The organism is Prevotella sp. CAG:592, from assembly GCF_000436015.1.
GTDB lineage: Bacteria > Bacteroidota > Bacteroidia > Bacteroidales > Bacteroidaceae > Prevotella > Prevotella pectinovora.
Window position 1 is genome coordinate 29,194 of record NZ_FR892608.1, and the last position, 13,496, is coordinate 42,689.

9 protein-coding genes and 1 tRNA gene are annotated in these 13,496 nt (G+C 49.5%); 4 read left to right on the plus strand and 6 right to left on the minus strand.

Annotated features, from left to right (window positions below):
• Positions 1–113: 113 nt before the first annotated feature.
• Positions 114–1,250, minus strand: a complete 1,137-nt coding sequence (locus tag QVO99_RS08440; protein WP_022317173.1) for a CobW family GTP-binding protein — start codon at positions 1,248–1,250, stop codon at positions 114–116.
• 82 nt (positions 1,251–1,332) lie between these two features.
• Positions 1,333–1,403: transfer RNA gene (locus QVO99_RS08445), tRNA-Gln, on the minus strand.
• A gap of 279 nt (positions 1,404–1,682) precedes the next feature.
• On the opposite strand from QVO99_RS08445, the gene rsfS reads away from it, so the two are divergent.
• From rsfS to QVO99_RS08460, 3 genes are all read left to right on the plus strand, one after another.
• Positions 1,683–2,048, plus strand: a complete 366-nt coding sequence (gene rsfS, locus QVO99_RS08450) for a ribosome silencing factor (protein ID WP_022317174.1) — start codon at positions 1,683–1,685, stop codon at positions 2,046–2,048.
• A 96-nt stretch (positions 2,049–2,144) separates the two neighbouring features.
• Positions 2,145–4,193: an ATP-dependent zinc metalloprotease FtsH gene (ftsH, locus tag QVO99_RS08455; RefSeq protein WP_022317175.1), complete on the plus strand. Its 2,049-nt coding sequence runs from the start codon at positions 2,145–2,147 to the stop codon at positions 4,191–4,193.
• A gap of 5 nt (positions 4,194–4,198) precedes the next feature.
• Complete coding sequence (locus QVO99_RS08460) at positions 4,199–5,083, plus strand: phosphatidate cytidylyltransferase (protein ID WP_022317176.1); 885 nt, start codon at positions 4,199–4,201, stop codon at positions 5,081–5,083.
• A 480-nt stretch (positions 5,084–5,563) separates the two neighbouring features.
• On the opposite strand, the gene QVO99_RS08465 is transcribed toward QVO99_RS08460, so the two are convergent.
• The 4 genes from QVO99_RS08465 to QVO99_RS08480 all read right to left on the minus strand — a co-directional run bounded on the left by QVO99_RS08465 (position 5,564) and on the right by QVO99_RS08480 (position 11,014).
• A complete protein-coding gene (locus QVO99_RS08465) occupies positions 5,564–5,878 on the minus strand; it encodes a hypothetical protein (RefSeq protein WP_022317177.1) in 315 nt (104 codons plus the stop codon).
• A gap of 268 nt (positions 5,879–6,146) precedes the next feature.
• Positions 6,147–7,589, minus strand: a complete 1,443-nt coding sequence (locus tag QVO99_RS08470; RefSeq protein WP_022317178.1) for an ATP-binding protein — start codon at positions 7,587–7,589, stop codon at positions 6,147–6,149.
• Positions 7,590–7,625: 36 nt separating this feature from the next.
• On the minus strand, positions 7,626–10,238 hold the full coding sequence (locus tag QVO99_RS08475; RefSeq protein WP_441295413.1) for a transglutaminase-like domain-containing protein: 2,613 nt from the start codon (positions 10,236–10,238) through the stop codon (positions 7,626–7,628).
• Positions 10,239–10,381: 143 nt separating this feature from the next.
• On the minus strand, positions 10,382–11,014 hold the full coding sequence (locus QVO99_RS08480; RefSeq protein ID WP_022317180.1) for a metal-dependent phosphohydrolase: 633 nt from the start codon (positions 11,012–11,014) through the stop codon (positions 10,382–10,384).
• Between the two features lie 558 nt (positions 11,015–11,572).
• Between QVO99_RS08480 and QVO99_RS08485 the strand changes: the two genes are divergently transcribed.
• Complete coding sequence (locus tag QVO99_RS08485; RefSeq protein ID WP_288177083.1) at positions 11,573–12,985, plus strand: glycoside hydrolase family 28 protein; 1,413 nt, start codon at positions 11,573–11,575, stop codon at positions 12,983–12,985.
• The last annotated feature ends 511 nt before the right edge of the window (positions 12,986–13,496 follow it).

Consider the following 13,496-nt stretch of genomic DNA (forward strand, 5'->3'; position numbering starts at 1 on the left):
ACCCATCCTGGCCTTTCAATAATGAAGTCCAGGACGGGTTTGTTTTATACCAAATCGGTCATTAGAGACTGTTTGGATTTTGTCCTTTCAGAAGAGTATTAGTAATCCCCTTTCTACACCAGACACTTGTCCAATTCTTTTTCTATCTCCTCGCGGTCCATATTCTGTCCGATGAACACGAGTTTCTGCATGCGGTCGCCATATTCTTCATCCCAGTCTTTCAACACGCCGGGATTGTTCTTGCTCAACTCGGCGAACTCATCCTCCGGCATCGACGCATACCACTGTCCGGCATTGGTCAGCGACACCTGGCTGCCAGCCTGCTCAAAGAGATAACACTGGTCTTTCTCGCTCTCGAAATAGCATATTCCCTTGCAGCGAATCACGCTCTTCGGGAACTTGCGCGCAATGAACTGGTCGAACTCTGTCAACGAGAACGGACGACGACGGCGATAAACGAAGGTGCCGATGCCGTATTCCAGTGCTTCGCCCTCCTCTTCGTTCTCCAGATCATCCTCGTCAGCCTCCACAGCCTCTATCCAGCGTGCCGACGTAGCCACCTTTTCAAAGTCGAACAGTCCGGTGTTTATAATCTTCTTCAGGTCCACATCACCATAGTCGCATGGTATGATCTCCGCCTTCGGCTGAATCTGGCGCAGTATCGCCTTCACATGTTCCAGTTCTTCGGCAGTCACCTCCGATGCCTTGTTGAGCAGTATGATATTACAGAACTCCACCTGCTGGATCACCAGACTCTCCAGGTCATCATCATCGATGTTCATCCTCGTCAGGTCGGTGCCCTCATTGAATTCATCGCGCAGTCGCAGGGCATCACACACCGTCACGATGGCGTCGAGCTTCGCCATGCCCTCCTTCGCCATCTCCGGATACATCCTCGGATATACGCTGATGGTCTGGGCTATTGGCGCCGGTTCGCAGATGCCGCTCGCCTCGATTACTATATAGTCGAAGCGGTGCTGTGCCACGATGTCGCTGATCTGCTGCACGAGGTCCATCTTCAGCGTGCAGCATATGCAGCCGTTCTGCAGAGCCACCAAACTGTCGTCTCCCTCGCCCACGATGCCTCCCTGCTGTATGAGGTCGGCGTCGATGTTCACCTCACCGATATCGTTCACTATCACTGCAAATTTCAAGCCCTCCTCATTGGCGAGTATTCTGTTGAGCAATGTAGTCTTTCCGCTTCCCAGATATCCGGTAAGCAGAAGCACAGGTGTTTCTTTCATATTCATAATCAATATATCATTAAATAATTAGAACAATCACATGCAACAACAAAAAAGACATCCCCTTGGTGAGGATGTCTCTTTGTTGTTGGGATACTCGGACTCGAACCAAGAATGACAGGACCAGAATCTGTAGTGTTACCATTACACCATATCCCAATGCTTTTGTTTTATCAATCGTTTGTTATTAACTTCCCGATTGCGATTGCAAAGGTACTACTTTTTTTTGAACTACAAACAATTTCGGCAACTTTTTTATAAAAAAATCCAAAATAACACCATATTCTTGCTTAATTCGGATAAATCGGCTTACCTTTGTATGCTGTTGGCACATTATATATATATAAGACGAGCGGTATTTCGCATCAGAACGCGGTGTCGCCGCATGGTGTCGACAAAAAATAAATTAGAAAACAAAAATAATCCTATTAAAATTTGATGGAAAAGAAGAACAAGCTTGTAGAGACAATCGTAAAAGGTATTCAAGAGAAGAAAGGTTCAAATATCGTAGTTGCCGACCTTAGAGGTATAGCTGGAACGATATGCGACTATTTCGTGATCTGCCAGGGCAACTCACCGACACAGATCGACGCTATCACCGACTCAGTGGAGGAGACGGCACGCATAGAGGCTGGAGAGAAGCCGGTAAAGATTGCCGGACTGACAAACGCGCAGTGGGTGGCAATGGACTATTCCGACGTGATGGTGCATATCTTCCTGCCAGAAGTGCGCGAATACTACAATCTGGAAGACCTCTGGGAGGATGCCAAGATAACGGTAGTTCCCGACATCGACGCAGACTGACAACAAGCAGGACTGAAGAGCGACGACGGGTGTCCGCATCAGGAAATGCCTCGCTGCTCTATATATTATATAAGGTGGAAATTCAATACTACTGACATGAATCCGAACAATAATTTCAGCAACAACAATAAAAACAACAACAAGATGCCCAAGTTCAACATGGGTTGGATTTACGGTCTCTGCATCATCGGACTGATAATTGCCTTCATCATGGGAGGCAACTCCACCGGTGGCAGCGCCGGCAAACAGCTGGCCTACTCCGACTTCCAGACTTATGTGGCTAAGGGCTATGCCGAGAGCATCGTCGTGAACAAAGACAACGGCAAGCTCAAGATGTTCGTAAAGCCGAACTACATCCGCACGGTGTTCAATGCCGGCACCAAACAGATGGGCCCCAACCCGTTCGTGGAGGTACAGTATGGCAGTGTGGACAAACTGGAGGGCTTTATCGATGCAGCCCGTGCGCAGGGCGTATTCAAGGGCGGACTGAGCTATGAGAGCGACCAGGGCAGCATACTGATGTATATCCTGCAGGCCGTAGGACCTATCATCCTCTTCTTTGCCATCTGGATATTCCTGATGCGCAGGATGGGTGGCGGCGGAGGCCCCGGCATCCTCGGTGTAGGCAAGAGCAAGGCGAAAGTATACGACAAGGAGAAAAACGAGAACCCTATAACCTTCAAGGACGTAGCCGGACAGGAAGGCGCCAAGCAGGAGGTGCAGGAAATCGTAGACTTCCTGAAGAATCCGAAGAAATACACCGAACTGGGCGGCAAGATACCCACCGGTGCCCTCCTCATCGGTCCTCCGGGAACCGGTAAGACGCTGCTTGCCAAGGCAGTGGCCGGCGAGGCCGGCGTACCATTCTTCTCCATGAGCGGTTCCGACTTCGTGGAGATGTTCGTAGGTGTGGGCGCAAGCCGCGTCCGCGACCTCTTCCGCCAGGCCAAGGAGAAGGCTCCCTGCATCATATTCATCGACGAGATCGACGCCGTGGGACGTGCGCGCAGCCAGAACCCGTCGATGGGCAGCAACGACGAGCGGGAGAGCACCCTCAACGCATTGCTCACCGAGATGGACGGTTTCGGCACCAACAGCGGAATTATAGTGCTGGCTGCCACAAACCGTGCCGACATGCTCGACAAGGCATTGCTCAGAGCCGGTCGTTTCGACAGGCAGATCAGCGTTGACCTGCCAGACCTGAACGAGCGCAAGGCGATATTCGAGGTGCATCTCCGTCCTATCAAGAGGGATGCCAGCGTGGATGTGGAGATGCTGGCACGCCAGACTCCGGGATTCTCGGGTGCCGACATTGCCAATGTCTGCAACGAGGCGGCTCTCATAGCAGCGCGCCACGGCAAGAAGAGCGTGGAGAAGCAGGACTTCCTCGACGCCGTAGACCGCATCATCGGCGGACTGGAGAAGAAGACCAAGGTGATGACCGCCTCTGAGAAGCGCTCGATAGCCATCCACGAGGCAGGTCACGCCACGATATCATGGTTCACCGAACATGCCAACCCGCTGGTCAAGGTATCCATCGTGCCACGAGGCAGAGCTCTCGGCGCTGCATGGTATATGCCGGAGGAACGACAGATCACCACCAAGGAGGCAATGCTCGACGAAATCTGTTCGCTGCTCGGCGGACGTGCGGCAGAGGAGCTCTTCACCGGACACATCTCCACCGGTGCCATCAACGACCTGGAGCGTGTCACCAAGAGCATCTACGGTATGATTGCCTATGCCGGAATGGGCACCAACCTGCCTAACATCAGCTATTACAACAACAACGAATATAACTTCCAGAAGCCATACTCCGAGACCACGGCTAAGGCTATCGACGACGAGGCTATCAGAATGATCGCCGAACAGTATGACAGGGCCAAGGCTATCCTCACGGAACACAAGGAGGGCCACAACCAGCTCGCCCAGCTTCTCATAGAGCGCGAGGTGATCTTCGCCGAGGATGTGGAGAAGATATTCGGCAAACGTCAATGGGTGAGCCGCTCACAGGAGATTCTCGAAGAGACCAACAGCAAGGCGGAAAACTCTCCTGCCACAGAGAACACCAAGAGTTCTGAGGAAACCAAAAACACGGATGACACCGAGAACTCCACTACCACATCCACCGACGACCAAAACCAATAAGCATCATGACAGAAGAAAAGAAGAACAGCAAATTGAGCAATCTGATAGTACGCAGCATCACGGGTGTGTTTTTCGTCACCGCAGTAGTGGTGTGTTTCCTTGATGCGTTTGCAATGGAATTCCTGTTTGCCCTCGTCACCGGACTGTCGCTATGGGAATACACAGGACTGGTGAACGAAAAGGAGAACGTGCAGGTAAACCGTTTCATAAGCACCGTGGCGGGAGTGTATTTCTTCTTCGCCGTAGGAGGTTTCTGCAGCGGAATCGTCGACACGGGGGCCGTGTTCATCCCCTATCTCCTCACCATCGTGTATCTCTTCATCAGCGAACTATACACCGGCAACGACAACGCCATAGAGGACTGGGCCCACACCATGCTCGGACAGATGTATATCGCACTGCCTTTCTCCACCATCAACGTGCTGGCATTCAATGGAGCGGCAAACGGACAGACGGTATACAACTACATCGTGCCGCTCTGCGTATTCATCTTCCTCTGGACCAACGACACGGGAGCATACTGCAGCGGTTCGCTGTTCGGCAAACACAAACTCTTCCCGCGCATCTCTCCCGGAAAGACATGGGAGGGTTCCATCGGCGGAGCACTGCTCGTATTGGTGGCAGCTGCCGTGGTATACCATTTCTTCCCGCATATAGAGAGCGAACTGGGACTGTCGCTCATCCAGTGGATGGGTCTGGGTCTCGTCATCGTGGTGTTCGGCACATGGGGCGACCTCGTGGAGTCGCTTTTCAAGCGCACCCTCGGCATCAAAGACAGCGGCAACATACTGCCTGGCCATGGTGGAATGCTCGACCGCTTCGACTCTTCGCTCATGGCGATGCCTGCCGCAGTGGTATATCTTTACACGCTGACGCTGATAAGCGCATGACAATTCAACAAAATATTCAGAGAGGGTATGCCGAATCGGCATACCTTTTTTTTTGAGAAAGCCTTCGCTTAACCCAAATCGGTCATTAGGGCTTGCCTGGATTTTGTTCTTTTAGAAGAGTGGATTTTGTTTGGCTTTTAATGAGTAATAGCGAGCTATTACGAATTAAAAACAAGCAAAAGACGCCTTATAAAAAACAAAAGACTGCAAGCAGTAAATATAAAATACAATAAACGGCCTAATGACCGTTTTGGGTTTAACCCATTGGCGGAATTAATATAATGCACAATTAATTCCGCCAATGGGCTTGTCATTGTTATACCTGGTGACGGTGAAAAGACGGCTTTGTCAGATGAATCAGCCAAATAATTACGCCGACAAGAATATATGTCTAAAATCCCCCACGGCGTGGGGAACAGTTCCCCCTAATGTGGGGTTTCATTCCCCACGCCAGGGGGAGAATTTTCAGTCTTGTATATTTCACCTAAAACGGTCATCAAACGGTTTGGAGTTTAATCGATTATATACCTCCAGTCCTTCACTGTGCCAATCGCAATGATTAACCGCTTTATATTTTTCAGATAACGCAGATACTGTTTCATCAAAGCTTGTATGGGTACTTGTATGGGTGTCATCCACATCACTATAACCAATCAGCATATAGCGGTTCTTCAGTTCATGATGTTCGCCCAACATCAAATTCCGGAAGAACTTTGCAAGGAATGACTTGTTGGGTTCTATACCTTTTGAAGGATTGCGGTAGTTGGTACGAACAAGGGCATTGCAGAAATACATTTCAATATATTGGTATGCCTTTTCAAAAACATCATTATCCTTGATGCTATACTTGATCCACAGAATCGAACGAAGTTTCTTCTTGATTTATCGGCCTGTTTATATACGGCAGCAAACTTCTCTTGTTTTCCTTTGGAAGGGATTCCAAAAGGAAATATTTCAAAATCTCAATCATATCTTTGTATGTTGTTGGTTTAATTATCGCGCGACAAATTATTCATACTCTATAATATCAACTTGGTCACTCGTCAGTGACCAAGTTAAGTGACTAAGTCAATACCCGTTTGTACTTTTGGCTTCGGCTATTAGGTTTTTCAGGAATAGTCATAACCAAAAAACCACCCTCTATAAGAGGGTCAATATAGCGATGCTTAACATTGAATCTGTGTTTAAGGCCAAGATGCTCCATTATTTCAGTCATACTTCGAGGAGTATAACAAAAATCAATTACATCATTAAGCGTGTCATTCAACTTGGTCACTGACTTAGTCACGTTTTTTTCATCAGTGACCAAGTTAAGTGATAAGGAAGGCCTCACGACTACCTCAAAAGCTGTAATCTTGTCCACATTGAACTCTGGTTCTGGATTACCATTCTCTTGCAAGAGATTCTTTACACGTTGAATTCCACGATTGAACATGTTAACATACTTCAATCCACGCATAGCTTCTGCAACAATAGGATTACGATAATCATTTACCGTTGGGAAGTTCTCAGGACGAGCCTCGCCATACAGGCCTCCAGCATTAAGAATTTCAATTCGATCTTCATATTGATAAAGTCGTATTGGCATATTGGATTGGTAATCTCTATGCATACATGCATTCATTAGCAATTCTCTCAAAGCCAGGTCTGGGTAGTTCAACACATTCTTCTCTCGCAGCATACTAATAGGCATAGGCCGAGAAGTAACCACAGCATCCCTCACAAAATTTTCCAATTGTGGCAGTATCTTACAAAGGCTTCCTTTAATTTGTCGTTCATTAACGATTTCACTACCACGATCTTTCCCTGCAAAATGAACATATTGCACATAGCACCCATGCATGTAGTACTGCGGAGCTTTACCAAAAAGAATCATTGCTGCATTCGTAGGACATTCATGTGTAAGGTCGTACAAATGAATTGCAGCCAATTGTTCTTTAATATCACGAGTGTCATTAGCCAATACTTCGTCATCAACAATCTGGGGTAGATACTCTTTTTTAATAAAGTCCGTATCAATATCATTGATAGTTGCGCCAAAGCAAGGTGTAGCATCAAAAGTGGCCATATAGGATGTTCTGCGCTCAAACAATATTCGTTCTTCCGCTTCACTTGCAATATCTCTGCGAGGACCAATACGAACAAATGTCCTACCACGATATCGTACAGGAGGGACCAATGATGGCGAAACTTCAGCCACAAGTAATTCTCCATCCTCATATTCAAATCTTTCAACCGACATAATAGGAAGGGGCAATATATTACCATTTGAACGTATGGCCGAAATCTTCTTTAGCAAATCATCATTAACCTTCAATCCAGATAAAGTTCCATTATCATATGCACCAATAATCAGATACCCATTCTTTTTAGAATTAGGTAAATCATTCGAGAAGGCACATATTGCTTCTTGGAACTTATCCATATCTCCCGTTGAAACAGTACGCTCAATTCTATATGTCTCAGTGCTTGTCAACAGCTCACGTACTTCTTCCTTTGATATCATGCTATTCCTATTATTGATTATTTATCAAACTTTTTATCACAGAGTTCTTATCACCTGCTCCATCTGTTCGCCGAGCGAGATGGTGTATCCCTGCTTGAGGAACACCACGCGGTTGAACGTGTCGGAGATGAAGAAGATTGGCGAGAGCGACTTGTTTGAGAGTTTCATGTTCTCGGATATTTCCTGACGCACGGCACCGCCGGCATCTATACCGAAGATAATGTTCTTGGGCAGACCGGGGAATTCCTTGGCATTGAACTTCTTTGCGGCAGCCTCATCCTCGAAGAGCAGCACGAGAGGTCTGCCCCACTTGTCGAATTCCGCCGCCACCTTGGCGATGTCTTTCAGCGCATGGTTGGTAGGCTCCTGTCCCACGCCGATCAGTCCGGTGATGAAATACCCTCTGCCCGTCTGCGAGAGGAATGTCACTTCCCTGCCGTCGAGCGTCTGGAACTTGGCTTCGGAATTGAACGACCCTATCACGGAGACGTCGGTCGGCGATGTGCGTATCTTCAGGTCAAGATCAGTGGTCTTGCCCTCCTCCACGGAGAAGAGTCTGGCCTCCGACTTCACGGCTCCGCTGGCGAGGCGCATACCCGTAACGAGCAGATACTGACCGGCATCGAGACTCACGCCATCCTTGAACGTGGAGCCCCAGGTGGTGCCTTCTTCCGGATATTCGAGCAGCGATGTGGTGCCGTTGGCATTGATGCGGCTGATGGTGAAATGACTGAAATACTTAGGGTCGTCAACGATGGCATTCTTCTCATAACGGAGCATCAGAGTGCCCTGTGGCGCCACCTGCTTCACCACCTTCTCGAAGTTCACGTCCGCCCACTTGCCTTCAGCCTTGTATTGCGTCTTGCCGGTAACGGGGTCTACACGTGCCTCGATGTCGAAGCTGCGCGCCATATCCACGAAGAGGATGTTGCGCGAGCGCCTGTCGGTAATCTTATAATCGTATGCCCCCATCGGAGTCTGCGCTATCATCGGCGACTTCTTGTCGGGATTCATCCTGATGTTCTTCTTTATCCATTTCACGAGTTCCAGAGGATTCTTCTGGAACTTCCGCCTTTCCTTGTCGGAGAACATCGAGCGGAATTCCGCCTTGAACGTACGGGTTATCATCTCGTTCTCCACTCTTGGCGAGAGCTGTGTGCCGGCGGCATAGCTGTCGTCGAGGATAGCCATCCTGATGTCGCGCAGGTCTTTGTCGCTGAGCGTGGCGAGAAGGTCTGTCACCCTCTGCGTCTTCTCTGCCGACACGGCATTCTTGGTGATGAAATCGAGAATCACCTGATGGTTGCCGCTCGATTTCTCGAGGAATGTAGCCAGTCGCTGCAGTCCTTCGGCGCTGGCTCCCGCCACCTTTCCCTTCAAGGCATCGACAGCCCTCTCGTGTGTATAGAATGTGGCGAGATAGGCATGGCGCAGCGAGTCTTCGTATTCAAAGCGGCGGTTGTTCTCCGCCCTCTGCTCTGGCGAGACGAACGGCACGTTGGCTTTCTCTGGCGGTGGCACGATGTCGAACGAATCCGTCGCCTCGCTCTGTTCTCTCACCGCCACGTTATGGCTGAGACTGATGCGCAGCGCCTTGTCTGTGGCAAACGCCACTTTGGCGAAGCCATACTTGCCGTCTTTTGACGCCCACACCATCATGTCGCCCTTGCCAGCCGTGAGATTCGTATGACCGGCGGCGTCGGTGAATTTCGCCACTACCGGACAGTATTCGGCATAGTTGTAAATGCAGAAGTCCACACGGGCTCCGCTAACCGGCACACCGTTCTCATCAACGATGGTGAAATCCACGTTTGCCGTCTCGCCATAGTTTCCGATGAGGTTTATCTCCGTGTTGCAGGGAGTGCGCAGGAGCACCTCCTCCGGTCCGTCGTAATATCCGAACACTCTGGTGTGCATCAGCAAGGCCCTGGATGCAGGAGCGTTGAACCATCCGAGATCGAGCACCGGTTCCGGTTCGCAGGCTCCGAGGAAATACCATTTTCCGTCTGCCCATGCTTCCACCCATGCGTGGTTGTCGTCGGTATGTGCCCAGCGTGGCGTGTATACCTGTCGTGCCGGTATGCCCATCGCCCTGAGCGCTGCCACGAGCAGGATGCTCTCCTCGCCGCATCTGCCGTAGGCCGATCTCACGGTGGCGAGTGGTGAGGAGGTGCGTGGGTCGGAGGGTTGGTAGGTCACCTTCTCATGACACCAGTGGTTTATCTCCAATATAGCGTCCCGCATCGACAGTCCGGCGATGCGGTCTTTCAGTTCGTCGTAAAACACGCTGCGTGCGTCGTCGAGTTCCTCGTTGTTCACTCTCACCGGCAGCACGAAGTGGCGGAACAGCAGTTCGGGCACATTCTTGCCCCATGCCATCTGCTGCCGTGCCTTGTTGCTCGCCCTCACATTGGCGAGATAATATTCGACGGTATGGTCGGTAATGTCGGCGAGCGGCATATAGGCATAGAGAAACTGCAATGCCTCGAGTTCCGCCTGAGTGACCGAGAGTTTCGCCACATTGCAGAAATTGCCGCCAATAATGGCTTTGCGTTTCTGGAAATCCTCTTCCACCTTTTGCCGATAGGCTGCATCGGTGAGGAAATGCTGCTGTGTGTTCTCTTGAGCCATTGCCGTCTCAACCGCCATATTGTCGGAAGCTGAGACCATTGCCGGCATATTCGCTGCCGCCATACAGGCGAGGAGTGCCGTGGTATATAGTGTATGTTTCATATTATCAGTGTTTTTTATCAACAAGTTAGTATTGGATTATTGCAGGAGAAGCAAGGGGGTTACATTTCGTCGATTTCTTCTCCGGTGCGCTCCATCACGTTTGCCGCCATACCGTCGGCAGCGTGGATGATTGGCACGAGGGGATAGAGCTTCTGTGCGGTATCGAAGCTTCTCACGTCTTCAAAACTGTTCTGGTTGAGTCCCCAGGCTCCCATGTGCCAGCGTATGGCAAGCATCTCATCGTCGTAGAGGTCGATGCCGCCGAGCAGTATCATCACGAGCGATTTCTCGCCGTGGCCCATAGGGAAATTCTTGTATGTCACCTTGTAGCCCTCGGTGTCTTCCCACTGTCCGAGTGCGTTCTTGCGCTTCTTCACCGAGCGTTTGTAGATGTCGCTCTTGCAAACATCGTGCAGGAGCGAAGCGATGATTATACTTTCGCGTTTCACCTCGGTGGCGAGCGATGGTTCCAGAGTCTTCATCCCCTCCCAGATGGCGAGCGCCGCCTTGCAGGTGTTAAGAGAATGTCTGACAAGACCTCCCTCCACATTGAGATGATGGCCGGCGGATGCCGGTGCGGTGAAGAAGCCTTGCTCTTCCAGGTTGTCTATCAGGTCTTCCACTCCCTCTCGCTCCGTGGAGCGAAGCAGCTGGAGGAATTCCTCCTTGCATTCTGAAATATCTATTTTCATATTTACTATTTTTATCGTGTTTTCTTTTCAAGACGCAAATATAGTCATAAATAACCTTTATCACACATTTTTACCTCAAGAAAATCAAACTGACGGAAGATTTGGGGAGGAGAAAAGGAGGTATACACATGGCGAGCCAAGAAGAAGGGCAAGATATACATGCGTGTTGACCCCAAAACGGCCATTAGGCCGTTATAAAATTAGCTAATGACTGCTTGCAGTCTTTTGCTTTTTATAAGCGTCTTTTGTTCGTTTTTAATTCGCAATAGCTCGCTATTACTCATTAAAAGTCAAACAAAATCCACTCTTCTAAAATATCAAAACCAAGCAAGCCCTAACGACCGATTTGGGTTGAAAACTTGCGAAACTTCAATAATTTAAATTAAAATACTACAGGGGATTTGGGGTACATCCTTGTAATACGTACTTTTGTAGCACACACGAATGGTTTTAGCCACAAGCAGTCATGAGATGACACACTAAAACGACATGATGACCGCTGGGGTTAATACGAATCAGGAAAGAGAATTTACTAACTAATCAAAGAAACAAAACGAAATGAAAAAGACTCTTATGGTTGTCGTGGCGATGCTGACAAGCCTCACCGCGGCGTTTGCCAACGATTATGGCAAATACTACCAGAACCTGCCGGTGAAGATGGAGCAGCCAGTGTTGGCAACCATCCCCGACTACAGCGTGAACCTGACGGATTTCGGAGCCGTGGGCGACGGACTGACGCTAAACACCGAAGCCTTTGAAAAGGCCATCAAGGATCTCGACAAAAAAGGCGGCGGACACCTTATCGTGCCGCAAGGAATATGGCTCACCGGACTTATCTCGCTGAAGGACAACATAGACCTTCATCTCGAGAAGAACGCCATAATTCTCGCCACACCAGACCGCACGCAGCATTTCAAGACCAAAGACGGAGTGAGAGACAAGAAATGCTCACCACTCATCAGTGCCAGCAAGCGCAAGAACATCAGTATCACCGGAGAGGGAATCATCGACGGCAACGGTGCCGTATGGCGCCCGGTGAAGCGTTCGAAGGTGAGCGACACGGAATGGAAACAGTATAACGAGATGGGCGGCACACAGACCGACGGCGGCAAACTGTGGTTTCCGTTCAACCTGAAGCATTTCGGCAACATCGCCGACACGCCACAGGCACAGGAGAGCTTGAGAACACACCTCATAAGACTGACAGACTGCGACAGAGTGCTGGTGAGCGGAGTGACGATACAGAATTCGCCAAAGTTCCACCTCATCCCTACCCGATGCACAAACGTGGTGGTGGACGGAGTGACCATCCGCTGCCCATGGAACGCACAGAACGGTGACGCCCTCGACATCAGCTGCTGCAAGAACGTATTGATAGTGAACAACACCATCGATGCCGGCGACGACGGCATCTGCATGAAAGGTGGAGCAGGAAAGAAGGCTGCTCCCGACGGACCATGCGAGAACATTCTGATAGAGAACAACACGGTATATCATGCACACGGAGGATTCGTGATAGGATCGGAATTCTCAAACGGCATGAAGAACATCGTGGTGCGCAAGAACCGCTTCTCAGGCACCGATACCGGACTGCGCTTCAAGAGCGGCATCGGCAGAGGCGGTAAGACGGAGAACATCTACGTGAGCGACATCGTGATGACTGACATCAAGGGCGAGGCGATAATCTTTGAATGCACTTATGCCGACAAGAAATACAGCGTGAAAGAGGACAACGGCAAGGTCACTGTTCCACAGAACGCTGAATTCGTGCCGGAATGGAGCGACATACATATCAGCAACGTGGTGTGCCGCGGTTGCGAAACTGCCGTCAGCGCCCACGGACTGCCTGGCTACAGCTGTCTGAAAGGCATAACAATAGACAACTCCACATTCTTCTACAACAAGAAGGACAAGGACATAGAAGCCGGCGCCGACGTGAAACTGACGAACTGCAAGTTCGCCACATTCTGAACAACGACAACAAACTGATTTGAGATAAAAAGACTCCCGCAACTGTTGAGGTGTGGGAGTTTATTTATGTTGGTATACGAGAGCAATATTATCATTATTTTACTTCCCCTCCCTTTCCTTCCACTCCAGGAGCAGAGCAATTCCTACACTTTTCCAAGGTAAAAACGCCTCTTTTCCTACACTTTTCCAAAGTAAAACAATACATTTTTCAACACTTTTCCAAAAATTCTTTGCGTGGAAAGATTGAATGCATTAGCGATAGTACCGCCATAACTATATAAAAACGGATGGTTATGGCGGTATTATCGTTTATAAGTCCGCCATAACTATGTTAAAAAAGGTAGTTATGGCGGTGTTATCATTACATAATTCATCACTTTGTTATCTTTGCAGCGGTAAGGTTCGGTATGTTACAACATGAACTTACGGGACAGTCGTCCGGCATCTTTTCTGCCCACCAGGGGCAAGCACGTTACTCATTAGGGGCAAGCACCGTGCCCCACTTGGGCAA

What these genes read in the sequence shown, in the direction of transcription:
- QVO99_RS08440 (WP_022317173.1), bottom strand. Translation starts at nt 1,250, where the DNA reads ATGAATATGAAAGAAACACCTGTGCTTCTGCTTACCGGATATCTGGGA.
- rsfS (WP_022317174.1), top strand. Translation starts at nt 1,683, where the DNA reads ATGGAAAAGAAGAACAAGCTTGTAGAGACAATCGTAAAAGGTATTCAA.
- ftsH (WP_022317175.1), top strand. Translation starts at nt 2,145, where the DNA reads ATGAATCCGAACAATAATTTCAGCAACAACAATAAAAACAACAACAAG.
- QVO99_RS08460 (WP_022317176.1), top strand. Translation starts at nt 4,199, where the DNA reads ATGACAGAAGAAAAGAAGAACAGCAAATTGAGCAATCTGATAGTACGC.
- QVO99_RS08465 (WP_022317177.1), bottom strand. Translation starts at nt 5,878, where the DNA reads ATGTATTTCTGCAATGCCCTTGTTCGTACCAACTACCGCAATCCTTCA.
- QVO99_RS08470 (WP_022317178.1), bottom strand. Translation starts at nt 7,589, where the DNA reads ATGATATCAAAGGAAGAAGTACGTGAGCTGTTGACAAGCACTGAGACA.
- QVO99_RS08475 (WP_441295413.1), bottom strand. Translation starts at nt 10,238, where the DNA reads ATGGCGGTTGAGACGGCAATGGCTCAAGAGAACACACAGCAGCATTTC.
- QVO99_RS08480 (WP_022317180.1), bottom strand. Translation starts at nt 11,014, where the DNA reads ATGAAAATAGATATTTCAGAATGCAAGGAGGAATTCCTCCAGCTGCTT.
- QVO99_RS08485 (WP_288177083.1), top strand. Translation starts at nt 11,573, where the DNA reads ATGAAAAAGACTCTTATGGTTGTCGTGGCGATGCTGACAAGCCTCACC.